Here is a 23,988-nt window from a genome sequence, read left to right on the forward strand (position 1 = left end):
GCTTGGCTAATATATCCTGTTCATGGGTCATTGGTCGAGCCAATATCGTTAAGATCGGCAGTCCGAGCCCATGTTGTCCTGAATGATATACCGGTCGTCCTCATCGGTGATGCCATCATGGTTTAGGTCATACCAGCTTGACAGACCTCGTCCAGCTTCGGTATCGGCCCAGTATGCCCACTCTTCCAGATCCTTCTTATCGACCACGCCATCGTTATTACCATCGCCGGGGCAATTACTGGCGGTGAGCAGCAGTGCCTCCAACTCGGCCCGCAATAGCGTCAGATTGTGCTGTTGTTCTGCGGTCAGCGTGCCTTCCAGTAAGTCATCACCGGCCCTATCCAGCTTGAGTTCTTCGGGGTCGGTGCTCTGGTTGATTTCGTAGAATTCTTCCGTGTCCACTAACTGGTCGGTGGCACAGTTCAGAATGCTCCGTCGCACCAGTTTGAAGTCGTCATTGCGAATGCCGTATTGCTGGTGAGGAAAGAGTTCTACAGCCTCCCCACCGGTGGCAACCAGATACTCGTTCACCGCGCAACAGGAAGTGAAACCGTCTGGATTGGCTTCGCTGCCGGGGCCGTACCAGACTCCACTTTGGTCTTCACATACCTCTGCTTGAGGGAAGATCTGCACACAGGTATTGGCCGCAGGTATCACACAGGGCGGCGCTGCTTCGGCGCTAATGTTGGTGCCTTGTTCCGTGAAGTTGGTGGTGCGGATGGAGCTTTGATAGGCGCTTTCAAGATAGGGACGTACCGATTGGGCGTCCAGTTGTGGGTAGTCCGGCAAAACACTTTCATCTATACCTGCCAGCTCACGGAACAGACTGAACAGATCCGTGGTGTTAACCATGTGTTCTACGTCCCGGTTTGGGCTAGCCACGATGGATTCCGGCCCGGTAACGATTAACGGAACCCACACGCCGCTCTGGTACAGGGAGCCTTTAGCCCGCCGTGGGTCGAAGGGCAATTTTACCGAGGGCATGTAGGTGCCGTTGTCGCTCACCAGTACCACGACGGTATTGCTGTCGGGCTGGTATTGTAGGCTACCGTCGTCTTGCTGCGTTGCTATTCCCGTTTCCACTAGCAGGCGGCCAATTTCGTGGTCCACCGCCTCTAGCATGTGTTGTGCGATGACGCGCTGTTGGGAGAAGTCAGCGATATCTCCTGTAGCGGGTAGCCCCAGTTCAGAGGCCGCATTCGCGACCGGGGTGCCACAGCCGAGCAGGCTGAGTGTTGCGTCTTGGTGGGGTAGTAATGCAGCTGGCGGTGGTTGCAAAGGCGCGTGCAGGGCGGAGAAACCTAGGGTCATCATCCAGGGTGTATCAGAGTGGTACTGTTGCTGGCCTTGAATCCAGTCGATGGCAAGCTGCGCTTCCTTACTGGTGCGATAACCGCGCGCTTCAGGTTCGTGGACGAGTACGGTGCGATTGCTGCCGTCCTCCAGATTGATTTTCCATTCACCGGTGTAGAAGCCGTTTTGAATGTTGAAATCCAGTTCCGCATGCCGCTCTGCTGAGGCAACCGTGGCCCAAGGATCAAGAATGCCACCCATTTCCACACAGGTTCGCCCCGGTGTGGGGTAGGTTTCTATGTCTTGCATTTCTACATGATCACCATCGGGCAGATAGCAGATGCCGTAATCCGCGCCCAGTGTTGCGTCAGCGGTGGTGTTGGGTACAAAGCCGCACTGGTAAGTGCCTTCCTCCGCCACGCCGCCAGCAGTGGTGTCAATGGGGTAAGGAGCGCCGTCGAGATAACCAGCGAAGTAATCCCAGCCCAGTTCCCGCATGGCATCGTCGCCCAAAGGGTGGTTTTCTGGGCCAAGATCAGATCCGGTCAGGTGCATCTTGCCTATCAGTGCGTTGACATAGCCTTTTTGTTCGCGAAGCAGTTTGGGCACGGTCAGGGTATAGGGAGATGGCTGGGAGTTGGCTAAGTTGTTGGATACGATGGCGTTGCGTACACCGCTGCGAAAAGGGTATTGCCCGTTGAAAAAGGTAGAGCGTGTTGGTGAGCAGGTAGGCATGGACCAAGTGTTGCGGAAACGCACACCCGCTTCAGCGAGAGCGCTGATGCTGTTGGTATTCGCCGGGGTAGCACCGCCATAGCCAAAAACTTCAAACTGATCAACACCGGCGTCGTCCACTACAATAAAGAGGATGTTGGGTGGTTTGTTGTCCGGTGACGAAGTGTCGTTCGACGAACTTGAATCGAAGTCGCAACCGGCGAGTGTTATCAGGCCCAGGCAGGCCAATATGAGGTGTGTAGTTTTCATTGATTATCCCCCTCTTAACGTGTTGTTGAGGTTGTCACCCGGGTGGTTGTCACCCGGGTTATCAGGGTGTTTGCGGTGATCATTGCCAGCATACCGTCCCCATGTTCTGTAGAACGATGTCACGGTCGGCTTCGTCGGTGACTCCATCGAGATTAAAGTCGTAGGTACTGGAACCGTTCCAACCTTCGGTGACTGTGATACGGTCAAATTCTTCCAGATCTTTGTTATCGACCACTCCGTCGTCATTACCGTCACCAGGGCAAGCGTGCTGCGATTCCAGTATTGCGGTCAGTTCCGAGCGCAATTGCTGGAGGTTGTTGTAAACCTCGATATCCAGTGCTTCTTCTCCGTCCGCCAGCAGATCTCTGTCGGCTGTGTCCAGCAGCGGAGCGTCCTCGTCTTGGTTGATCTCATAAAGCTCTTCGGTCTCGATGGTGACGCCCGTGCCGGACGCAATGTCGTAATCGGTGATTTCGTTGCGTACCAGTTTGTAGTGCTCGTTGCGCACCGCGACGGCGTATGTGGTGGCGATGTCCTTGCGGTTGTCTGAGTAGTTGTCTGGGTCGAGCTGGTATATTGCTTGGTTCACTTGCCAGCACATTTCCAGCCCTTCTTCTGAATTGAATCCCAGGTTGTTGATGGCCGCAATGGCACTACTGTCGTCAGCGCCCTGCCCCCACCAGACACCGCCATTGTCTTCACACACGCCTTTGCTGACCGGGGTATGGGAGCAGATATTGCCGATCGCGCACGGGCCGTTGCGACCGCCGTCTTTCTGCAGGTTCAGGGCTACTTGGGTAAAGTTGAACTGGCGCAGGCTCTCCTGCTCGGGGTTTAGTAGGTACGGCAGCAGGGGTTCGGCATCCAGCGTGCGCGGCACAGCGATAGACATGTCTATACCGGCAGCAGCGCCCAGTAGGTGAAAAACATCCGCCATGTTAACCATAGCTTCCACCGAGCGACCCGGTTCATTGACCATGGGGCCTGCGATGATCAGCGGCACCCAAACGCCGCTTTGATAAGCCGTGCTCTTGGCGCGGGTTGGATCAAACGGGAGTTTGACCGCCGAGCCCAGAGTGCCGTTGTCGCCAACGATGATCAGCAGCGTGTTACTATCTTGGTTGTAGGCCAGAGCACCGTCTTCGGTACGCGTGGCAAGGCCGGTTTCTACCAGAAGTCGGCCAAGCTCGGCATCCAGAGCTTCGGTCATCTGATCTTGAATGATGCGTCCATGCACGGGGTTGTTGCATCTGAGAAGGTTGGCGGACAGATTGGGCATGGTCGGAGTTAGTTCCATCGGCGCATGCTGCCAAGGCGTGTGTGCAGCCGAATAGCTGACGGTAGCCATCCATGGGCGGTCTTCTTCACGGGATTTTATCCAGTCGATAGCGGCATCGGTTTCGATGGTGGTGCGGTAACCGCGTGCGCGTGGGTCGGTCAGTGGTACGTCTTCACGCACACCGTTTTCGATGATCACCAGCGGTGATACGTAGTAGGCGTTCTGTGTTTCAAAGTCCAGTGTGACGCCTGCGGGCAAGTCTGCGTCGCAGGTTTGATAGCCAGTCAACCCGTCATGGTCGTCAACTACATCAAAGCCACGTACAAAAATTCCACCCTGACTCAAGCATAGCAGGCCGCTAGAATCATCGGTCAGGGCTGGTGCACTCATATCCTGGCAACTGCCATCCGAGAAGTAACAGGCACCGGGCAGGTGATGGGGATAGAAACCGCATGACCAGCGGTCCTGATCATAAACGCCACCGGCGGTAGTATCAATGGAACCCGGTAGTCCTTCAATCCAGCCGTAGAAATAATCCCAGCCAAGCTGCGTTGGTGTATCGCTGCCTGCTATGTTGTTGTCTGGCCCTGCGAGGTGGAATTTGCCAAACATAGCGTTTTCATAGCCCGCTTGTTTGAGCAACTTCGGGGCGGTGACTTCGTATTCCGATAATTGTGAATTGGCTAGGTCATTTGGCCCTATCGCCTGATAAATATTGTTACGCAACGGGTAACGACCAGTCATCAGTACCGAGCGACCGGGTGAGCATTCCGGCATTGACCAAGTGTTGCGGAACTTTAGCCCCTGCTCGGCAATCGCGTCGATACTTGGCAGGTTAGGTCTGTTAGTTAGGTTATGAACTTCATCATGCAGCCCTAGTTCGATAAGTTCCACATGGTCCATTCCGAGTTCGTCTCCGCCGCCGTAACCGAAAGCAGACATTTGGTCGATACCCACGTCATCCATGATAACAAGCAGGATATTGGGTTTGGCGGCTATGTTTGAGTCTTCATCGTCGTTACTGTCACTGGATCCGTCGCAACCACCGAGGGCCATCAGGCCTAGGCTGGCAACAAGAATCAGACTGCTTCTTCTAAACGGTGTCATGGTGCATTTCATGGTATCGCCTCCAATACAGGGTCGTTTGGATTCTGTAGGTACAGTTCGTCAAGCAGTTTCTGGCGTTCTCTGCCAGCGGGTAAATAGTTGAGCAAGGCAAGGCGCAAGGAGCGGTTGGCCGGGTTTTGCGCCAGTTGATCGCGCATCAGTTGCAGGGCCTGATCTTGGCGCCCCGTGTCATACCAAGCGATGGCCAGTACATAGGCATAGTGAGCATTGTCTGGCACCAGCGCATGAGCTTGTTCCAAATTGATCACTCCGGCTTCTATCTGTTTGGCGCGGATGCGGGCCAAGCCCAGAGCGTGGTGTAGGTCTGCGTCTTGGGGGTATTCGTGCAGGTGTTCTTCTAGCATTGCTAGGCCGCTGCCCGGCGCTTCACTATCGAGCCACTGGGCCAGCGCTATCGTGGCCGAGGAGAACGTCGGATTACGGGACTGTGCTGCGCGCAGGCTGGCTTCAACGCGGTCATACTGGCCGGTAACGCGATACAAGGAGGCGAGATTGAAATGAGCCTCGGCGTTGGCTAGTAGTTGCGACTGAATCTGCTCATACTCTTCAAAGGGTTCCGTGGGTACAGGCGCCTGAGCTTGTTCCGCTAGCAGGAGTAACTGCTCGGCGGCGCTTAGGCGAACTGACCGCCTTGGGTCCTGCAATAAGTTGTTCAGTTGGTGTTGTAAGGTGTTCACATTCAGCAGTGCGGGTGCGGCATTGATCGCCGCCCTACGCACATTGGCATCCTCGTGGCTCAACGCCTCAATAATTTGCTGTTGCGCGCTCTGGGACGGGTAATTGGGCAGCTCCGCCAGCAACGCTGCGTGGCGCAGGTTGGGCAGGTCATTGCGCACCAGTTGTGCTAAGAGTGCCTCAGCGGCCCCGGCTTCGCCGTTCCGGGCCTTGAATAAAGCCCGAGCATAACCACCGTCGCGCGGTGAGTGGCCGGGGAACCATTGCCGGAACCGCGTTGTCAGTCTTTCAGTGTCGTCTTTATTGTGGCAGCTCAGACAGGCGTCACTGTGCCCCAAGGCAAGTGCCTGCTCAGGATTGGGCGAGCTGAAACTGTGGTCGTGACGCAGGTCGTTGCCCATGTAGAGTTTGCCGGGCATATGACAGGAAACGCATTGCGCGCCCGCGCTGCCGGGCTCGTGATGATGATGGGACGAACTGTCGTAATTCCCGGCGTTAAGGTTACGCGCATCAACCCCGATGCGAACCGCTCGCCCGGACGGGTTGTGGCATTGTGTACAGACGGCATTGCCCGGCGTTTGCAATTGCCCGCTGTGAGGGTTGTGGCAATCGCTGCACACAACACCCGCCCGCTGCATGTGGCTTTGCATGAAAGAACCGTGCTCGAAGACCTCGTTATGAATCTTGCCATCCACTTCGTAGAGGTCGGCCGTCAACTGGCTGACCAAATAGGCGTCATCCAGACGCTCCTCTGGGGCGGGTTCGCCTAGCGGCGTACGGCGACTGTGACACTGCGCGCATGTTTCCAGTTGGTGCGAGCCGCGATCCATAGCCTGGGCTAAGCCTTTAAGGGGGTCGGTTTGTGTGTTCGCAGATTGCGCCCACTGTAGGTGTTCTGACGCCGGACCGTGGCACGACTGGCAGCCAACACCTAGGTTATGCCAGCGAGTGTCGAAACGGTCATTCATGGCATCGTAGCCGAGCTGGAAGCCACTGGTATGGCATTCGATACATTGTGTATTGGCGTTCTGCGCCGGTTGATGCCAATGCAGTGGGTGTTGGGCGTCCACACCCTGACCGTCGTAGAGATGAAACCACTGGTTCTGTTCGGTATCCCAAGCTGCACCCAACGCCTGTAATCGCCCGCCCTCTCCTTCAAGCAAATACTGCTGCAAGGGCTCCCAGCCAAAGGTGTAGGCCACACGATACTCCTTGGTGGTACCGGAGGCATCCGGGGTGCGCACCCAGAATTCATCATTTTGGCGAAAGAAGTGGGTGATTTCCGTATCGGTGCGCAGGCTGGCGTTGTTGAAGTCGCCGCGCACCGTGGCGTCGCCGGGGGACAGCATGGCCAGTTGGTGGTGGGAGTCTTGCCAGTCTTGAAACTGGACTTGGTGGCAGCCTTGGCAGAGCTGTTCGTCTACCAATAGTGCTTCGCTATCCACCAATCGCGCCTCGCCAAATGGCGCCTGCGAACTAGCCTGCCAGAGTATGGCCAAGGTGATGCAGGAGATGCCTATAATGGTTATGCCTAGACGCCACTTCATAAGACACCCAGTAGCTGGCGTGGCAGTATGGTCGCTTTAGTCATGAACGCTTCATTGTTATAAATATGTTTACTTTATGAAGTATGACGGCCTAAAGACTTCGGGGATATACCATGTTTATGGTATAGGGGATATTGATCCGTACCACTAAAAGTGGACACTTTGCTAAGCACTATTTTTCAATTCAAAGTTCTCTGGGCTGAGATAGCCAATCTTGCTTTTGATTCAAATGATGTATATTTAGTTGATTGTGTGCTGAATCTTGGGGATATAAGTTCAGCAGCACAACAAAGATACAAATAGATTGTTTAATAAAATGGAAATATTATGAAAATACTTAATTTAATATGTGTTGGGGCACTGATGCTTCTTTCTGCTTTGGCTATGACGGCTGAGGCAAGTGAGGGCAAAGTGGGTATTTTTACAGAGGAAGCAACTATAACCAATTTGTTTGAAAAAGGTGTGATTCCGAGTGAACAATATTATGAGTTCGTGGATAGAGGGTTTCATCCTGACCAAATGATAGTTGAGGTAACGTATTCCCGAGCAACAAGTGTTTTAGTTACGCAATTATCTAGCGCAAGAACGATCATGTCGACTAATGGCGGACCTGCGAATCCAGAAGATGGTGACGAGCAAGAGTACCGCTATGATAGAGTTGAGAACGGTAATTTGTATCGTTATAACGAAGTATATAGGTATCAATCTGGCGGCTGGATTTTAATTCATTACAGTAAGACCATGATAGGTCCTGCTCCAGGTGAGCCAGGTGAAAATGAGCCTGAATAACCCATGATTTGATAATTTTTTGTCACTGCCTTTGCGTACCAAAAAGGCTAGTTGTCCACTTCCCCTAAACTGAGACAGATTTAATTAGCGAAGACTACTAGATTAAACGGGCCATCTATCAGTTTCGATGAGTTTCAGTATTTGTTTGCGGAGATGGAGAACGTAAGAGCACCCTTTAGAAATACTTTAAATGTGTATAGGGTTTTGAGTATGATACTTTATTACATGGCATTTCGTCGGATTCGCTTAATCTTCTATTTTCAGTATGGTACTTTGTTTTTTCGCTTCAGGGTATGAAAACACAAAATCAAAGGATTAAGGCACTGCTAGCATGAAACTTTATTACTACGCTACAACACTGTTTGCATTAATAATAGGGCTTGGGATTTTTATTCTTATTTCTATTCCTGCGCTATTGCTCACCTACTTTATAGTTTGGTTGTGCAGCTTTGCCTTTAGTTACTCTTTTAGCAGCTGGAGCACCCATTTAGTTATTTGGGCTATTAGCGCTGTTTGGACCATAGGGGCTCTGAACACGAAAGAAGGCGGTGAGCTGGCCGCAACGGTCATAACAGGTAAGCGCTAAGGAGAAGTTTTAGTTCAATTGAAGAAGGCGAAGCTGGGTGCTTCGCCTTTTTGCTTTAAGCCTATTGAAAATAATTTAGCTTATCCTGCGGCTAGGACACCACCGATAACAGCTACTACACCGCCAATAGCGCGGGTGGTGCGGGTCGAGAGACTGTCGCTCAAGCCATAGAGGCTCACCATTACACCCGTAACGGGCCATAATGAGTTGCTTGGTTCATGCGTGTAATTGCGCCTGCACTTGTGGTGTAGGAGCTAAACGCTAAGTTTAAAGAAGCAGCCCAGTGGCGATTTAAGTCGAAGCTGTGTCCATACGACTCAGCTTTGGGGTTCTTTAAAGGTAACGCTGAAGCAGTTGTCATACCAAAAAAGCACCTCTCGGTTATGGCCAATAGCTTCCCATCCGGTAAGCGTACAATCCTGTACAGTCTTCTTTTGGCCTTATTTTAAACTAAGGAATCGGGAGTAGAAGGCCAACAAGGAAAAATTAAATCTTCAAAAATTCATAAGTTTATAACAAATCATCTGGCTTCTAGCGCGTGCTTAATCACCCTGAATTGAGTTTAGGCGCTAAGTGTGTAATAATCCACCAGTTGTGAGAAACTTTTAAAGCTAATCACACCCTTCCTTTTTATCTTTATGGTCAGCCCACACAACCTTGCTGTGTTTGATCCATAAACTCTTATATTTCAGGTGTAAAACTTGTTTAAAGACTTATCATTTGATGATTATTACGCGGAAGAACCGCCGCATACCCTTATCGATGTACCTTTTGTGCCGACTGATGAAAAGTCGGTTGATGTCATGCTAAATTTGGCGGGTTTAGGCCCGAAAGACGTTTTATACGATTTAGGCTCAGGCGATGGCCGAATTGTAGTTGCAGCTGCTATGGAATGGGGGGCGCGCGGGGTGGGTATTGAAATGGACCCGCTACGTATTGAAGAAGCGGTGGAGTACGCTAATTGGTCGAAGGTCAGCCACATGGTGGACTTTGTTGAAGCTGACTTACTTAAAGTTGATTTCAGTGAAGCAACCGTTGTGACAATGTACTTACTACACTCGGTTAACATAGAATTAAGACCTCGCTTATTAAACGAGTTAAAACCCGGAACACGGGTTATTTCTCATGCCTTCGACATGGGCGATTGGCGTGCAGATGAGCGAGTACAGTTTAGCAGCGTGAATATTTATAAGTGGATTATTCCGGCAAAAATTGCGGGCACTTGGGAGTGGAAGCGCAACGACGGCAAAATTTGCCGTGTTGAGCTACAGCAAAAGTATCAACGGCTATCTGGTCGCGCCTGGCTTGACGGTAACCCCGTGTATTTAACCAGTGCGAAAATGCGCGGTGTAGAGGTTGATTTGCGTATAAGCGATTGTGAAGATTCTGCACCCATTACCTACCCCATGCGTTACCACGAGAATGAACTAGTTGCGCGCGCAGCGGGGGCGCAAGCGACCACAGCAAAACGCATTAAATAATGACGAAATAGTAAACCTGGCCAAGCCACTTTTACTTGGCTAGGTTTAGGTTATTAAACGCCTTGCTTGTGCAAGAATGGCTTCTTTCTTTTCTTGCAAAGACTGAATAAGCTGCTGCTTTTCATGGTCAGGAATGTCTGGGTTGTTCGCTATTTTTTGTATTTTCTCTTCAATCTCTTCTAATTTTTCTCTGTCTATACCTAAACGGGCGTCAAGCAATAGTTGCATAACATCGTGGTTTTTTATTTCTGCGGAGGCTGTGTTTGAGTTTGTCGATATCGCTTGTTGTTCAGGTAAGTCTAGGTTTGTTTCGAAGCGTTGAATTACTTGTTCAAAAGCTTTGTGGTGTTCAGACCAGCCTTCCATGGAAACAGAGAAATCGAGTTGTGCATACAGGGTAGCGACTAAACTTTGCAAACCGCCTTGGCTCCATTGAAGGCTTGCAGGTAAAGGTGTTTTGCTTGGTATAGCGTCAATTTGAATGCCGTACACAGTGGTATGCATTCGCAGCTCAAGCCTGCTTTTGTCTAGCTCGTTGAGCCCTTCGGTTGCTTCTTGCCAAGCTCGTTTCACATGCTCTGGTGCATTAGGCGGAGGGAAACTGATTAAGCGGCCTTCACCTATCTCGGTCATACCATCGTTATTATAGTCAACTTGCAAATTAGGATCGGGCTGTATCAGTAAATTGGCTGCACCCTCAGCACTTAAATTTTGAATATCTATTGTATTCGCTAGTGCATGAGCTTGTTGTAAAACCGCCATTTCTTTTTGCGTTAAGCTGTGCAAAAAATCTTTCGGTGACTGCGAGGAGGCATTCGCTTTGATTAAGATATTAGCAAATTGGCTTTGTTGATCAGGAGAGAGGTTGCGCCTATTCAACATATTCATTGTATGAGAAGTGAATGGGGTGTTATTGATGGATGTGGAAGATGCCATATCAGTGCCCTTTAAAGTAAACGAGGCAAGCAGTTGCCGTTAAAAGGAAAAAGTACGCTAATACGTGCTTTTCCTGTACTTTGTTACTTACTAAGCAAAGAATGTGCCATCTTTAAAACAGCATGATTTATTCAGACCAAACAGCAAATTCGTTGTTGCTTGGGTCGGCAAAGTGGAAGCGTCGACCACCTGGAAAGCTAAAGATTTCTTGTAGAACAGTGCCGCCGGCAGCTTCCACAAGGCGCAAAGTGTCTTCTAAATTAGCGCTGTACAGCACCACTAAGGCACTGCCCTGTTTAGCAGAGGCGCTGAGAGGCGCACGGAAAAATCCTCCATCAAGACCTGCGTCTACAAAAGCGCTATAGTCGGGTCCGTAATCAATAAAAGACCAGCCAAACACCTTGCTAAAGAAGGCTTTGGAGGCTTCAAGTTGTTGTGCAGGCAGTTCAACATAGTTAATAGTGTGGTGTCGCATGGTTTGTTCCTCGGTTTATTTTACGCCTACCTTTCTACCTATTATTTTATAAGCCGGTGTTCCGCGTATGAGCATTTCGCGAGCGAATACTTGGCCACAACCCGGGCAGGTGCAGGGTTGCTGGGTGAAGTCTTCAGCGATGCGTTCGACAAAGCATTTGACCAAAGCACCTTTTCCCCCTTTTCTATATTTATATAGTGGGCTGCGGCACTGGGCGCAATGTATATTCACCGTGCGTAAGGGCTGCTTTTTACGAGGTTTGGCCATGAAAATCTCCGAAAACGATTCCGTTAAACCTGTATAGGGTAACACGAGCCAATGGCGTTTCCCTTGAAAGGGGAAACGTGTAGGCTAGGACAGCAAGCACACAAGGAGAACGCCTATGCATGACCACACTGAAGGTCAATCGAGTAAGAATATTGCAGTGGCTTTTTGGCTGAACTTTTGTTTCACCATTATCGAATTTATGGGGGCGGCTTTAACCAATAGCACCGCCATTATGGCAGACGCTGTGCATGACTTAGGAGACACCATTTCGCTAGGTATTGGCTGGGTGCTGCAAAAAATTAGCGGTAAACCAGCTACGAAAAAATTCACTTATGGCTATAAGCGGTTAAGCTTAGTTGGCGCCTTTGTAAATGCTGTGGTACTTCTGGTTGGCTCGACCTGGGTTTTGTTCGAAGCGATTCCGCGCCTGTGGGCTCCGCAAATGCCCATGGCCGAAGGTATGGCGGTATTAGCTATATTTGGTGTGCTGGTGAATGGTTACGCGGCTTATAGGCTTTCTCATGGGCATACCATGAATGAAAAAGTGCTGAATTGGCACTTGCTTGAAGACGTATTGGGCTGGGTAGCTGTTTTAGTGGTTGCCATTGTGCTGCTGTTTGTGGACTGGCCTATTTTAGACCCGCTGCTTTCTATTGGCTTTACACTGTTTATTTTATGGAATGTATTAAAACACTTTCGGGCCACACTTCGGTTGTTTGTGCAGGCAAGTCCCGACACGCAGCTTTACCAACAAGTGAACAGTACCCTACGTGGGATGGCGCAGGTACAGGAGGTGCACCATATGCATTTGTGGTCTCTCGACGGTGAAGCGCATGTGCTAACAGCCCATGTGGTATTGAAGCAGCCATTAGATGCTCAAGCCAGCGTTGAGCTGAAAGAAAAAATTGCAGACGCGCTAGCAGCCTTTCATCTTGAACACACAACCATTGAGTTTGAATGGCCAGCGGAAGACTGCCGCGACAGTTAAGGCAACGCCAAGCGCATGGGAATAGTAGCTTGGCGTTTTCACTTACAACTATTCGGGGTCACCACCTAGTTTGTCTTGGGTTTTTAGCTCGAAGTCGCTGGCATGATGACGTTCGTGCAATTGTTCATGGGGTTCACCCCAAGCACGGTTCACCATACGACCACGTTTCACTGCCCCACGCTCGCTAATAAGCTTTGCCCATCGATTCACATGCAAGTAGGTATGCGCCTCCAGGAATTCCGCAGCGTCGTACACTTTATTTTCAACAAGCGCGCCATACCAAGGGTATATGGCCATATCGGCAATGGTATAGTCGTCACCGGCTATATATGGACGTTCGGCTAACTGCCGGTTGAGTACATCAAGCTGGCGCTTTACTTCCATGGTATAGCGATCGATGGGGTACTGATACTTTTCTGGCGCATACGCATAAAAGTGGCCAAAACCGCCGCCTAGTATGGGGGCACTGGCCATTTGCCAAAATAACCAGTTTAAACATTCGGTGCGCGCAGTGTGATCGGTCGGTATAAAGGCCTGAAATTTCTCTGCTAAATACAATAAAATAGAGCCCGATTCAAACACTCGCGTTGGTTCGTCGGTGCTGTAGTCGATAAGTGCCGGAATTTTAGAGTTTGGGTTTATTTCGACAAAGCCACGACTAAACTGGTCACCTTCCATAATATTAATCATGTAGGCGTCGTAATCAGCTGCATACCCAGCTGCTAATAATTCTTCCAGCATAATGGTGACTTTCACTCCGTTGGGTGTGGCCAGTGAGTGAAGTTGTAAAGCATGCTCGCCAATGGGCAGTGCTTTTTCGTGCGTTGCACCAGCAATTGGCCGGTTAATCGATGCAAACTTACCGCCACTTCCCTTGTCCCACTGCCAAACCTTGGGTGGTGTATAGCTTTGTTCAGACATAGTTACTCCTTTTTTCTCATACAGCCTTATAGTAGCACACAGGGGTGTGGCTTATATGGTTGTGTTCAGGACATAAAAACAGGTAGTATTTCTGCATAAAAATAAGACAAAAGGGTACCTTGGTGCTTCAGAAACTACACGTATTGCCTCGGCTCCACCGAGCGCTTCTTTTAATTGGGTTGTTAACTGTTTTTTATTTGATTTGGGGCCGAGCCATATTTCAATACTTTGGCGGTCTGGTGCTTTTTATCTATGTTTTCTTTCCAGAAGTCATGGGTGGTGAAGATAAGAGTTACAACAAATGCAAAGATATCTTTAATTTATTAGAAGCCTGTGGTGATGAGCTGCGTGTCGGCATGGATAAAGCTTCCTCCACGGTCATCAGGAAAGTAGCCATTGGCCAGTATAATGACAAATACGGGTATGTAAGTTTTCCTTATACGCAAAAAATAACGGGTCAATACACTTTTCCAATCGCCCAGATTGGACCTTTAAAAGCATGGTTTTCCGAGCATTTTCCTGATCTTGAAATTATTCAATAAGTTAAGCAGGTAGGGTGAAAGTAAAGCGGGCACCCCCTAAAGGGCTGGTATGAATGCTTAAGTCGGCCTGATGCCATTCAGCAATACGCGCCACTATGGTTAGGCCTAAACCTTGGCCGCCATGGGCTTTTTCTCGGCTTGGGTCTAAGCGGACAAAAGGCTGCAAAATATAAGCGTGGTCATCTTCAGCAATACCAGGTCCGTCATCATCTACATGCATAATCACATGGTTCTTTTTCTTTATGACCCACACGTCTACTTTTTCGTTGGCAAATACGCGGGCGTTTTGAATAAGGTTCTGTAAAGCGCGCTCAATATAGTGGCCATCACATAGACAGCTAATATAGCCACTCATATGCAGTTGCACCTGAGGTCCTGGCATGCTGTTTAGTTTGTCGACAAGATTCACACACAGTTCGTTCATATTGACCTTGGAGCGTTGCAGAAGCTTTTCCTGCCCTTCAAGTTTGGCGTAATCAAGCAGGGTTTCAACCATTTGTTCCATTTCAATAACGTCTGCTGACAATGCGTCTTGGTGCTTTTTCTCGGTTAATAAAGCAAGTGTAAACTTCATTCGCGTCAGGGGGGTACGCAAGTCGTGGGAAACCGCACGGGTAAGTTCTCGTTGTAATCCTAGTAGGTGCTGAATTTGCTTCCGCATAGCATTCATGCTGTCGGCAAGGCTCGAGACCATAGAACGCTTTGGTAACCGCAGTGGTTGCTGTGTTTGTTGTGGTAATTTCCCCAAGTGGCGTTCTATTTTTAATAAGTCACGAGCCAGTGGCCACACCCATAAAGTGGCTAACAAAATAAGCAAGGCAAAAGCCAGTAAGTGGTACCAATAGGTTGGCTTGTCAACGGGTTGCCCAATTGGGCCAATGCGCCAAAGTTCAGCTTCAGGTTGGTGTTGTGCCAAAAGGTAAAAATATATTTGTTGGCGGCTATTAAATAAGGCAATGGCTTCACCAGTGGCTAACCGTTGTAACTCGGGCTCAGGCCAAGCAACGGCAGAAAGAGGCATAGCAATAACCGTTTCGTTGAGCTGTTCGGCAAGCTGGTTTGGGTGACTCATGTGAGGAACTTGGGCACTGAGCAGAGAAGCAAAAGGGGGCATCCATACGGGCATGCTAGGCTCTTCTTCGCGTAATATATGCTCTAGGCTCCAGCCTAGCCCGATGACCGCAAGAATAATAAAAATGTAAAAATGAACGAATAGTCGGCGCATGTATTAACCTGCGTGGTCTTCTGCTGTCAGCAAATAGCCTTTACCCCAAACTGTTTTAATGCGCTCAGGTTTTTGCATGTTGTCCCCTAGCTTTTTCCTAAGCTGTGAAATACGCATGTCAACGGTGCGATCAAGCCCGTCATACTCGCGGCCTATCACGTCTTGGTGAATGCGCTCTCGACTGACAGGTGTGCCTGCATGGTTTGCTAAATAAAAAAGCAAGTCAAATTCGTGGCTGGTAAGGTTGATGTCTTGTTCGTTTAATAAGGCCACTTGCGACTTTGGCTTTAAGGTGAGGTTGCCTAGCTTGAGCTCAGATGCGGATTGGTTGACGCCACTTTCTGTGTGGTGACTGCGGCGCAGCAGAGCGTTGATGCGGGCCAGAAGTACGCGTGGATCTATGGGTTTGATCACATAATCGTCGGCCCCTAACTCAAGGCCGAGTACTTGATCTATATCGCTTTGTCGTGCAGTAAAAATTAAAATGGGGCCATGAAACTGGGGCCGTAGTTCTCGGCACAGTTCAAAGCCGTCACGCCCTGGTAGCATAAGATCGAGCAGAATAAGATCGGGCTGCAGTTGGTTTACCCGTTGCACCACATGCGATCCATGGGCTTCCCAACTAACGTCAAACTCATGTTGTTCGAGGTACTCTTTAATAAGTAACGCAAGTTTCTTGTCGTCTTCCGCTATAAAGATATGCTTTTTCATTCGAAGGGTGTGCTCCGGGTTTTGCTTGTTCGACGTGGTCTAAGGCTTTGTGTGCTAATTCTCACTTCCGCCACAATAGCACCACTTTGGTCGGTTAAACTCACAGTGCCCTCCTCGGGCCAAACAACCGGGCCTTGCCAAGAGCCCGTGGTTTTATTTGCCGTTGTTTTGGGGACGTCCCAACATTGTAATAGGGTATTTTCTACATACACACAAGCACTTTGTGTGCGAAGTGGAGCTTGCCATTGAATGTGCATGTCTTGTTCACAGCGCTCGCTAGCTTCTGTGGTAACGCAGACAATAGGGGTAACAGACAGGCAGTAAGAGGCACAGCTCGTGAGTTCTGTGGTGGGATTCGCTTGGGCAGGCCAAGCGAAAAGTAAAAAGGGAAGTAAAAACAAGGGTGTTGTCCTCTCAAGCCATATAAAAAGACTCTAGCAGAGCGAGAGTCTTTGTGCTGCCTAAGCTGACAATCTTTTACAATAATCGACAGTTTTTGAAAGCTTTACCAAGTGCCCGTGTTTTCCATGGAAGCCCAAGGCTCTTGCGCTAGCAAAGGCTCGCCTGCTTGTAAAAACTCAATCGAAATACCGTCTGGAGACACTACAAACGCCATGCGGCCGTCGCGTGGTGGGCGGTTTATGGTGACTCCCATGCTTTGTAAGTGCTCACAGGTGGCATAAATGTCGTCCACTTCATACGCAAGATGACCAAAGTTGCGACCACCCGTGTACTCTTCTGGGTCCCAGTTGTAAGTAAGCTCTAGCTCTGGGCTATTGCGAACTGTGGTGCGGTTCCCTTCGTCGTCGGTGACAATGTCACCTGGAGCCGCAAGGTAAACAAGGGTGAAACGACCTTGCTCGTAATCATTTTGGCGAACAACTTCTAAGCCCAAACCATCGCGATAAAAGGTTAATGAGGCGTCTAAATCTTTTACTCGAACCATGGTATGTAAATACCGCATTGTTTTTTCTCCTTAAACTATTCAGCGCTATTGTATCAAATACATAAGTAACACGCCGCAGGCAAAACCAAGCACAATACTGCCGACAGCAATGCCGGCTACTTTCTGTGGTGACCAAGCTGCGGGCTCATCGGCGGGTGCCATGAGCTGCTGGCGCTCCATTTGAAATACTGCACATAAGGCATTACTGGTTTCCATTGAACCCTGCCCTTGGCTTTCTACCCGTTGGATGGTGCGCAAACTCAGACCCGAAACGTCTGCTAGCTGCTGCTGTGTCCAACCATTTTCATGGCGTTTGGCTTTCACCACAGCTGGGTTAATTAACATAATGGCGCACCCTTTACGAAAATAGCTTTATAGAAAAAAAGGACACACAAAAACCAACCACAGCGCCAATAATGAAATAAGGTAATAAACTCAGGAAAAACTTCTTCCAACTGAAAGGACCGCTATTTTTCAAGTAGTTAAATTCGTCGCTGTCTACCAGCACGCCGTCTGCTTCTAGCTCAATGGTGGACTGGCCTACTAATAAACCGGTAAGTGAACGCTTCATCGCGATTTGCAGCTGGTAGCGTGTGCCTTGGTAGGTGAAATAATGGGTGCTTTTAAAGCGCCAGTTCCGCGCTTCAGATACTAACTCACCATTTACAAATACACGTTCTTTTCCACTATAAAGAGAGAACTTAAAAATAATCTCCCGACCTGCATGTTCAAAATAAACTTCCGCTTGGGCGCCTTTAATTTGAATGTCTTTTTTAGTTTCTTGTGTGGTGGGTGTACGCATTTTATTTTTCCTATTCGAACTGGATGATGTGGCCAGTACACCAGTTGCGCTTCAAAAAAGCGCCGTCAAAGTCACGCCAGGCGTATACTTGGCATACGCCAGCAAGCCGCCAACCCTTTTATTCCGCGGTGTCTGTGGCAATGAAGCCACCCGACTGACGCTTCCACAATTGCGCGTATAAACCGTTTTGAGCAACTAACTCTTCGTGGCTTCCGCTTTCAATAATGCGACCTTGGTCCATGACAATCAGGCGGTCCATGGCTGCAATAGTGGACAGCCTATGGGCAATGGCAATGACTGTTTTGCCTTCCATCAATTGGTTTAAATGGTCTTGAATAGCGGACTCAACTTCAGAGTCTAAGGCCGATGTTGCTTCGTCCAGAATAAGAATGGGTGCGTCTTTCAACATGACCCGGGCAATGGCAACACGCTGGCGTTGCCCACCTGACAGTTTTACGCCTCGCTCACCCACGTGGGAGTCGTAACCGATGCGGCCCGCCGGGTCCGACAAATGCTGAATAAATTCGTGGGCATGAGCACGTTTTGCAGCGCTTATCATCTCCTCTTCGCTGGCATCAGGGCGACCATACAAAATATTGTCCCGTACCGAGCGGTGTAGCAGTGAAGTGTCTTGCGTGACCATGCCAATATGCTGGCGTAACGAGTCTTGTTGCACGTGGGCAATGTTTTGACCGTCAATGGAAATGGCACCACGCTGTACGTCGTAAAAACGCAGCAATAAATTAACCAAGGTGGACTTTCCAGCGCCGGAGCGGCCAACAATGCCCACCTTTTCACCGGGCTGAATGTCCAGGGTAAGACCGTCGAGCACACCGCTTTCTTTGCCGTAATGAAAGCCCACGTGATCAAAGCGAATATGCCCTTTTGTTACTTGCAGTGGCAAGGCGGCGGGTTTGTCTTCTACGGTGCGAGAAACCGCAATGGAGTTCATGCCGTCTTGCACTGTGCCTATGGCTTCAAAAAGTTGCGTGAGCTGCCACATAATCATTTGTGACATACCGAATAAGCGTAATACCAAGCCGACAATTACGGCGACAGCACCTAAAGACACAGCTTCTTGTAGCCACAAATAGATAGCTAAGGCTGCCGAGCCGAAAAGCAGCAAGCAGTTTATGACATACAAGGAGCCATACAATTTGGTAACCAAGCGCATTTGTTGGTACACAGTGCCTAAAAAGTCGTCCATACCCTCACGAGCAAACTGGGTTTCGCGGTCGCCATGAGAAAATAGCTTCACCGTTTGAATATTGGTGTAACTGTCTACAATACGGCCTGTCATAATGGACCGGGCGTCGGCTTGCTCTTTAGAAATAACGCCTAGCCGTGGTACGAAGTAATACAGCAAGGCTCCGTACACGAGCATCCAGAGAACCAGCGGTAAGACCAAGCGCAAGTCGGCACTGCCAAGAATAAAAAACATGGCGAGGAAGTACACGCCAATGTAATTAATAACTTCTATAAGGCTAATAACCACTTGGCGCACAGCCAAGGCGGTTTGCATAAGCTTGGTGGCAACGCGTCCGGGGAACTCGTCTTGGTAGTAGCTCATAGACTGCTTGATTAAGTACCTGTGTACCAACCAGCGAATGCGCATAGGGTAATTACCAAGCAGGGTTTGGTGGGTTAGTAGCGACTGACACCAGACTAATGCAGGCAGCCCTATCACCACAATAAGGCTCATGCCAATTAGCTTGGCCCCTTCATTGCTAAGGAAGGTGGCTCGGTCTTGTACTGCCAACCAGTCCACAATATTGCCCAAGAAGGCAAACAGCCATACTTCTGTTATGGCAACCAAAGCCATAAACAAAGCCACACCAATTAAGTAGGGTTCAGAGCCGCGGGTAAAGTGGCGGCAAAAAGCAAAAAAGCCCCGAGGTGGTTGGCTGGGTTCCGCTTCAGGAAAAGGGTTGAGCCGAGATTCAAACCACTTAAACATAAATAGACACCTTACAAATCAATGGGTTACTTTTCTAGTGCTGGCGGTGGGCTGCTTTCCCTTCGTCGCCATTGCTGAATAAGTAGCCCTGTGACAATACACGCCAAGCCGCCAATAGTCGCTAAGCCAATGTGCTCGTCGAGTATGACGCTGAGCAACACTAAGGATATAAAAGGCGAAATAAAAATAAGGTTGCTAATGGTTGAGGTATTGGTTGCCAACCGCATGGCCTTCAGCCAAAACACAAAGGTGATCCCCATTTCGAAAACGCCAACATAAGAAACGGCAACCCACCCTTGCCAAGGAACACTGGGTATACCTTCCAAGAAAAATGTAGCCACTACGAGTGGGGGCGACGCCAAAAGAAAGCAGAGAAACAAGCTAACGAGCGGGTCGCTTTTATGGCGCGTGTTAAGAATCCAGTAGCTGGCCCACAAAAAAGTGGACAGTAAGGCTAAGCCAACACCCGTCCAGTTCGTGTCACTAAAGTCACTAAAATTACCTTGTGTGGCAATAAAGAGCACACCTAAATAGCCTAGCACACACGCTGTCCAGTCGCGCTTTCGAATACGTTGCTTTAAAAATACTGCCGCCATGAGTGTAAGCGCAATGGCCCACGTATAGTTTAAGGGTTGGGCCTGTGAGGCAGGTAGCCGGGCATAGGCCTCAAACAGCACTAAATAGTACACCATAGGGTTGATAGCCCCGAGCAAAAGAAAGTACCAAGGATGTGCCAAGAAGGTTGTGCGGACGCTTTTAAAGCCTTGCTGCCATGCTAACAGGCCACCTAAGACCAAGGCTGAAACCGTGGCGGCTACACTCAGCATTTGCAGGGGAGTAAAATAGCTTAAGGTAATTTTAAAAGCGGTGGCCACAGTAGACCAGAGCAACACGGCTATTAAAGCAAACCCGATAGCTTTTCGTTCATTTGTCATTCTTGGCTGTCTCATGAAGTACGGTGTAAACGGGCTAGAATCATGCCATTTGTGGTGCTTGAACGCCAGAAATAAGAAGGCCAGCCTAAGTAGGCTGGCCCTTTTACCAATGCTTTATAGATTACTTGCGCTGGTCTTCACTTTCTAAACGAAGAGCTTCAAACTCATTGCCTTCAGCCCAACGAGGCCAGGCACGGCTATTTGCCAGCTCTTCACCTAAGCGATAGAACAGCCAGGTGTCTTGGTGGTTACCACGTAAGTCCCAATTCGGGTCGTATTTGTCTGCCACTTTATGGTAGCGGTTTGCAAGAAACTCGCTTGCTTGTGCTTGACCATACTCACGACCTAGCAAAAAGTGGTCAACACCGCCTTTACCGTACAGAACAGGCACGCCTTTCTTCGCTAAGCTAAAGTGATCAGAGCGATAGAAAATACCAGCTTCTGGGTTTGTTTCAGGCGTTAGGTAACGATTTTGCGCTTCAACATATGGCGCAAGGTAGTCTTGTATGTCGGAGTTGTTCCAGCCTACAACGACAAAGTCGCGGGTTGGCCCATGGGCATACATCATGTCGATATTAATGCCAGCCACGGTTTTTTCGAGGGGTAGCAAGGGGTTTTCCGCATACCAAGCCGAGCCCAGCAAACCACGCTCTTCAGCGCCAACAAAGGCAAATACGACAGAACGCTCAGGCTGTGGGCCTTTCGCGAAGCGTTCAGCTATCGACATAATAGCCGCAGTTCCATTGGCGTTGTCTTGCGCACCGTTAAATATTTCACCGGTTTCTTCATGAACGCCTAAGTGGTCCCAGTGAGCTGTATAAATAATATGCTCTTCAGGGTATTTAGAGCCTTCGATGTAGCCCACAATGTTGTAGGTGTCGACAAAGGAAAACTCGTTTTCAATAGAAAGCGATGCGGTGGTTTCCAGTGAAACAGGTGCAAAGTTGTCAGAAAGTGCCAACGCATGCGCTTCTTCAAGGGTGAGCCCCACGTTTTGGAACAAGGCGTTCGCAGCGTCCCCTGTCATCCAGCCTTCAACTGGTACCAGGTGCATATTATTGTTGTCGGTTTTCATGGTGAACTTTGCAGGTGAGCCACCTGCAACCACGCCCCAGCCATAACCTGCAGGACCCGTTTCATGAATAATAATGGCGGCAGTTGCGCCTTGGCGTGCAGCTTCTTCGTACTTGTAGGTCCAGCGGCCATAGTACGTCATAGCATTGCCGTTAAAGAGGCTTTCGTCTTGTGTGGCATAGCCTGGGTCGTTCACAAACATCACCACAGTTTTGCCTTCAACGTCGAGGCCTTCGTAGTCGTTCCACCCAAACTCAGGGGCAACAATGCCGTAGCCCACAAAGACCATTTCGCTGTTTTGTACGTCCACGTGGTCGACCATGCGCTTGGTCCATGCGGTCATGTCTGTGCCGTATTCAAAGGTACTGGTTTCACCATTATGCTGTAGCGACATATTGGTGACCTTTGTCGGGTTAATACGCACTAAAGGAACCGTTTGCGTATAGCGGTCGTTGGTGAACGACTTAATACCCAAGCTTTGCATGTGGTCGGCAATGTAGTTAATGGTGAGTTCTTCACCTTTAGTGCCTGGCGCCCGGCCTTCAAACTCGTCGGAAGACAATGTTTCTAAGTGCTGGCGGAATGAATCATCAAAGTTGTAGTCGACAATGCCATCTGCATCAACTTGTGGTGCGGTTGTGCTGCTTGGCTCTTCAGCTGGGCTACAGGCCACGGCTAAAGCAATTGCCGATGCGCCTAAAAGTATGTGTCGCATCTAGTGTGCCTCTTCTTGTTGTTGAACGTGCTGTTGGTTATTCGGTAGAAACCTTAAGGTTTCCGATAATAGCGAAATGCTTTGCTGAAGTCAGTATGTGTCCTTCGCTGTTTATTAACTTAGGGTATTTACAGGTAATAACGAAGCCACAACCTCGGCCACGTGCCGGAAAGTTTGTCGGCGCGTAGTGGTTGGGCGGAACACTAAGCCAATTTCCCGATAGGCGGCGTCACCTGCTGGCGCCATACTAGCTAAATTACAGTTGTTTAAAATACCTTGGTCTATTGCCATTTGCGGCATAAAGGTAGCGCCTTCAAGGGACTCGGCCATTTGCACCAAACTGTGAATGCTGGCTGCCGTAAATGGGTTTACTTTCTTCGTATTGCCAAGCTTACAGGCTGTCACTGCATGACCGCTTAAGCAGTGCTCCTGCTCCAGCAAGAAAATACTATTGTTGGGCAGGGCTTCGTAGTCAATAGGTTTGTTGTGGTGGGTCATTAAGTTGGGGTGGTAGACAAACTTAAAAGGGTCGCGGCCTAACACCCATTGCTGGTTGCCTTGTAAATCAACAGGCAAAGCTAGAATAAGTACGTCTAAGTCACCGTCGCGCAAGTAATTTAAGAGTTGTTCTGTGGTGTCCTCACGAATTTTTAGCTTCAAGTCTGGGTATTGAGCCCGTAAAGCATGGGCGAGTGGACCGAGCAAGAAAGGACCTATGGTGGGAATACAACCAAGACGTAAAGGGCCTTCCATAGGGTTTCCTTTGCTTTTTGCGTACAACAACAATTCTTCCGTGTCGTTAATAATGCTGCGCGCCCGTTGCACTATTTCTTCACCCATAGCGGTAAACAAGAACGACTTATGGTCACGCTCAATTAACTGACAACTGAGCTGGTCTTCAAGGTTTTGAATACCACTGCTTAAAGTCGACTGACTGACAAAGCAGGCTTGGGCTGCTCGGTTGAAATTTTTGTGCTGATGCAATGCCAACAAATAGGTCAGGTTCTTTAAGCTAGGTAATTTATTCATAGCGCCTCTGGTAATCGGTTAATCGAAACATTCGATGAGTATAATAGGTTTTATCCGTTTTCGCCTATCAAAACCTTTCGTTATTATGCTTCCACGCTCTTAGCACAAGAGCTAAGACAAACAACTTACACATTGGAGAAATTATTTATGTTAACGATTGGCGATACATTACCAAACTTTTCTGTAGTTGCTGCAAAGCCAGGCTTTAATTTACCAGAAGAAAATGGCGAAAGCGCATTTGAAACCATTACCCAAGACAGCTTTGAAGGTAAATGGAAAGTTATTTTCTTTTACCCGAAAGATTTTACCTTTGTTTGCCCAACAGAAATAGTTGAATTTGCCAAACTGAACGAAGACTTCGCTGACCGCGACGCGGTGGTGATGGGTGGAAGCACAGACAACGAATTCGTGAAGCTAGCATGGCGCCGTGAACACCCAGACATGAAAGGCTTAAGCCAGTACTCATTCGCCGACTCTGCCGGTGAGTTAGTAGACGGCCTTGGTATTCGCGATAAAGCTGAAAACGTAGCATTGCGTGCCACCTTCATTGTCGACCCACACAATGTTATTCAGCACGTTTCTGTAAACGCGTTAAACGTAGGCCGTAACCCTGCAGAAATACTGCGCATTTTAGATGGCCTACAAACAGACGAACTATGCCCATGTAACCGTCCAATCGGTGGCGAAACTCTATAAGGAGAGC

The 23,988-nt window shown here is 49.2% G+C and carries 24 protein-coding genes; 6 read left to right on the forward strand and 18 right to left on the reverse strand.

Going from position 1 to position 23,988, the window contains the following annotated elements:
• Nucleotides 1-48 precede the first annotated feature (48 nt).
• The 3 genes from CWE15_RS00605 to CWE15_RS00615 form a co-directional block, all read right to left on the reverse strand.
• On the reverse strand, nucleotides 49-2,277 hold the full coding sequence (locus tag CWE15_RS00605; RefSeq protein WP_126756132.1) for a sulfatase-like hydrolase/transferase: 2,229 nt from the start codon (nucleotides 2,275-2,277) through the stop codon (nucleotides 49-51).
• Nucleotides 2,278-2,356: 79 nt separating this feature from the next.
• Nucleotides 2,357-4,675: a sulfatase-like hydrolase/transferase gene (locus CWE15_RS00610; protein WP_198674949.1), complete on the reverse strand. Its 2,319-nt coding sequence runs from the start codon at nucleotides 4,673-4,675 to the stop codon at nucleotides 2,357-2,359.
• Nucleotides 4,672-6,906, reverse strand: a complete 2,235-nt coding sequence (locus tag CWE15_RS00615; protein ID WP_126756133.1) for a HEAT repeat domain-containing protein — start codon at nucleotides 6,904-6,906, stop codon at nucleotides 4,672-4,674. Before CWE15_RS00615 ends, CWE15_RS00610 begins: the two co-directional genes overlap by 4 nt.
• 327 nt (nucleotides 6,907-7,233) lie before the next feature.
• Here CWE15_RS00615 and CWE15_RS00620 point away from each other — a divergent pair, with 327 nt between their 5' ends.
• Nucleotides 7,234-7,695 carry a hypothetical protein gene (locus CWE15_RS00620; RefSeq protein ID WP_126756134.1) on the forward strand — a complete coding sequence of 154 codons (462 nt, stop codon included), beginning with the start codon at nucleotides 7,234-7,236 and terminating at the stop codon, nucleotides 7,693-7,695.
• Nucleotides 7,696-8,026: 331 nt separating this feature from the next.
• Nucleotides 8,027-8,281 carry a hypothetical protein gene (locus CWE15_RS00625; protein ID WP_126756135.1) on the forward strand — a complete coding sequence of 85 codons (255 nt, stop codon included), beginning with the start codon at nucleotides 8,027-8,029 and terminating at the stop codon, nucleotides 8,279-8,281.
• Nucleotides 8,282-8,462: 181 nt separating this feature from the next.
• Here the strand turns inward: CWE15_RS00625 and CWE15_RS00630 are convergent, their stop codons facing one another.
• Nucleotides 8,463-8,642, reverse strand: a complete 180-nt coding sequence (locus CWE15_RS00630) for a hypothetical protein (protein WP_126756136.1) — start codon at nucleotides 8,640-8,642, stop codon at nucleotides 8,463-8,465.
• Between the two features lie 340 nt (nucleotides 8,643-8,982).
• On the opposite strand from CWE15_RS00630, the gene CWE15_RS00635 reads away from it, so the two are divergent.
• Nucleotides 8,983-9,762, forward strand: coding sequence for a class I SAM-dependent methyltransferase (locus CWE15_RS00635; protein WP_198674950.1), 780 nt, complete (start codon nucleotides 8,983-8,985; stop codon nucleotides 9,760-9,762).
• Nucleotides 9,763-9,807: 45 nt separating this feature from the next.
• Here the strand turns inward: CWE15_RS00635 and CWE15_RS00640 are convergent, their stop codons facing one another.
• The 3 genes from CWE15_RS00640 to CWE15_RS11990 form a co-directional block, all read right to left on the reverse strand.
• Complete coding sequence (locus tag CWE15_RS00640) at nucleotides 9,808-10,524, reverse strand: hypothetical protein (RefSeq protein ID WP_126756137.1); 717 nt, start codon at nucleotides 10,522-10,524, stop codon at nucleotides 9,808-9,810.
• A 301-nt stretch (nucleotides 10,525-10,825) separates the two neighbouring features.
• Nucleotides 10,826-11,173 carry a VOC family protein gene (locus CWE15_RS00645; protein WP_126756138.1) on the reverse strand — a complete coding sequence of 116 codons (348 nt, stop codon included), beginning with the start codon at nucleotides 11,171-11,173 and terminating at the stop codon, nucleotides 10,826-10,828.
• 15 nt (nucleotides 11,174-11,188) lie between these two features.
• On the reverse strand, nucleotides 11,189-11,440 hold the full coding sequence (locus CWE15_RS11990; protein WP_126756139.1) for a hypothetical protein: 252 nt from the start codon (nucleotides 11,438-11,440) through the stop codon (nucleotides 11,189-11,191).
• Between the two features lie 115 nt (nucleotides 11,441-11,555).
• On the opposite strand from CWE15_RS11990, the gene CWE15_RS00655 reads away from it, so the two are divergent.
• Complete coding sequence (locus CWE15_RS00655; protein ID WP_126756140.1) at nucleotides 11,556-12,428, forward strand: cation diffusion facilitator family transporter; 873 nt, start codon at nucleotides 11,556-11,558, stop codon at nucleotides 12,426-12,428.
• Nucleotides 12,429-12,476: 48 nt separating this feature from the next.
• Here CWE15_RS00655 and yghU read toward each other — a convergent pair whose 3' ends face one another.
• Complete coding sequence (yghU, locus tag CWE15_RS00660; protein WP_126756141.1) at nucleotides 12,477-13,349, reverse strand: glutathione-dependent disulfide-bond oxidoreductase; 873 nt, start codon at nucleotides 13,347-13,349, stop codon at nucleotides 12,477-12,479.
• Between the two features lie 122 nt (nucleotides 13,350-13,471).
• Here yghU and CWE15_RS00665 point away from each other — a divergent pair, with 122 nt between their 5' ends.
• Complete coding sequence (locus CWE15_RS00665) at nucleotides 13,472-13,891, forward strand: hypothetical protein (protein ID WP_126756142.1); 420 nt, start codon at nucleotides 13,472-13,474, stop codon at nucleotides 13,889-13,891.
• Nucleotide 13,892: 1 nt separating this feature from the next.
• Here the strand turns inward: CWE15_RS00665 and CWE15_RS00670 are convergent, their stop codons facing one another.
• The 10 genes from CWE15_RS00670 to CWE15_RS00715 form a co-directional block, all read right to left on the reverse strand.
• Nucleotides 13,893-15,116 carry an ATP-binding protein gene (locus CWE15_RS00670; protein WP_126756143.1) on the reverse strand — a complete coding sequence of 408 codons (1,224 nt, stop codon included), beginning with the start codon at nucleotides 15,114-15,116 and terminating at the stop codon, nucleotides 13,893-13,895.
• Between the two features lie 3 nt (nucleotides 15,117-15,119).
• Nucleotides 15,120-15,827 (reverse strand): response regulator, encoded by a 708-nt coding sequence (locus CWE15_RS00675; RefSeq protein ID WP_126756144.1) that lies wholly within the window; start codon nucleotides 15,825-15,827, stop codon nucleotides 15,120-15,122.
• On the reverse strand, nucleotides 15,824-16,228 hold the full coding sequence (locus CWE15_RS00680) for a DUF3019 domain-containing protein (RefSeq protein ID WP_157980685.1): 405 nt from the start codon (nucleotides 16,226-16,228) through the stop codon (nucleotides 15,824-15,826). Before CWE15_RS00680 ends, CWE15_RS00675 begins: the two co-directional genes overlap by 4 nt.
• A gap of 104 nt (nucleotides 16,229-16,332) precedes the next feature.
• A complete protein-coding gene (gene gloA, locus CWE15_RS00685; RefSeq protein ID WP_126756146.1) occupies nucleotides 16,333-16,791 on the reverse strand; it encodes a lactoylglutathione lyase in 459 nt (152 codons plus the stop codon).
• Nucleotides 16,792-16,818: 27 nt separating this feature from the next.
• The gene (locus tag CWE15_RS00690; protein WP_126756147.1) at nucleotides 16,819-17,118 is read right to left on the reverse strand and encodes a helix-turn-helix domain-containing protein; all 300 of its coding nucleotides are present in this window, start codon (nucleotides 17,116-17,118) and stop codon (nucleotides 16,819-16,821) included.
• 13 nt (nucleotides 17,119-17,131) lie between these two features.
• Complete coding sequence (locus CWE15_RS00695) at nucleotides 17,132-17,575, reverse strand: hypothetical protein (RefSeq protein ID WP_126756148.1); 444 nt, start codon at nucleotides 17,573-17,575, stop codon at nucleotides 17,132-17,134.
• A gap of 118 nt (nucleotides 17,576-17,693) precedes the next feature.
• The gene (locus tag CWE15_RS00700) at nucleotides 17,694-19,532 is read right to left on the reverse strand and encodes an ABC transporter ATP-binding protein (RefSeq protein ID WP_126756149.1); all 1,839 of its coding nucleotides are present in this window, start codon (nucleotides 19,530-19,532) and stop codon (nucleotides 17,694-17,696) included.
• A gap of 26 nt (nucleotides 19,533-19,558) precedes the next feature.
• Complete coding sequence (locus CWE15_RS00705) at nucleotides 19,559-20,467, reverse strand: DMT family transporter (RefSeq protein ID WP_126756150.1); 909 nt, start codon at nucleotides 20,465-20,467, stop codon at nucleotides 19,559-19,561.
• 121 nt (nucleotides 20,468-20,588) lie between these two features.
• A complete protein-coding gene (locus CWE15_RS00710) occupies nucleotides 20,589-22,256 on the reverse strand; it encodes a M28 family metallopeptidase (protein ID WP_126756151.1) in 1,668 nt (555 codons plus the stop codon).
• Nucleotides 22,257-22,370: 114 nt separating this feature from the next.
• Nucleotides 22,371-23,285, reverse strand: a complete 915-nt coding sequence (locus CWE15_RS00715) for a hydrogen peroxide-inducible genes activator (RefSeq protein WP_126756152.1) — start codon at nucleotides 23,283-23,285, stop codon at nucleotides 22,371-22,373.
• A 147-nt stretch (nucleotides 23,286-23,432) separates the two neighbouring features.
• Between CWE15_RS00715 and CWE15_RS00720 the strand changes: the two genes are divergently transcribed.
• On the forward strand, nucleotides 23,433-23,981 hold the full coding sequence (locus CWE15_RS00720; protein WP_126756153.1) for a peroxiredoxin: 549 nt from the start codon (nucleotides 23,433-23,435) through the stop codon (nucleotides 23,979-23,981).
• The last annotated feature ends 7 nt before the right edge of the window (nucleotides 23,982-23,988 follow it).

The sequence above is a fragment of the Aliidiomarina taiwanensis genome (assembly GCF_003987015.1).
GTDB classification, from domain to species: domain Bacteria; phylum Pseudomonadota; class Gammaproteobacteria; order Enterobacterales; family Alteromonadaceae; genus Aliidiomarina; species Aliidiomarina taiwanensis.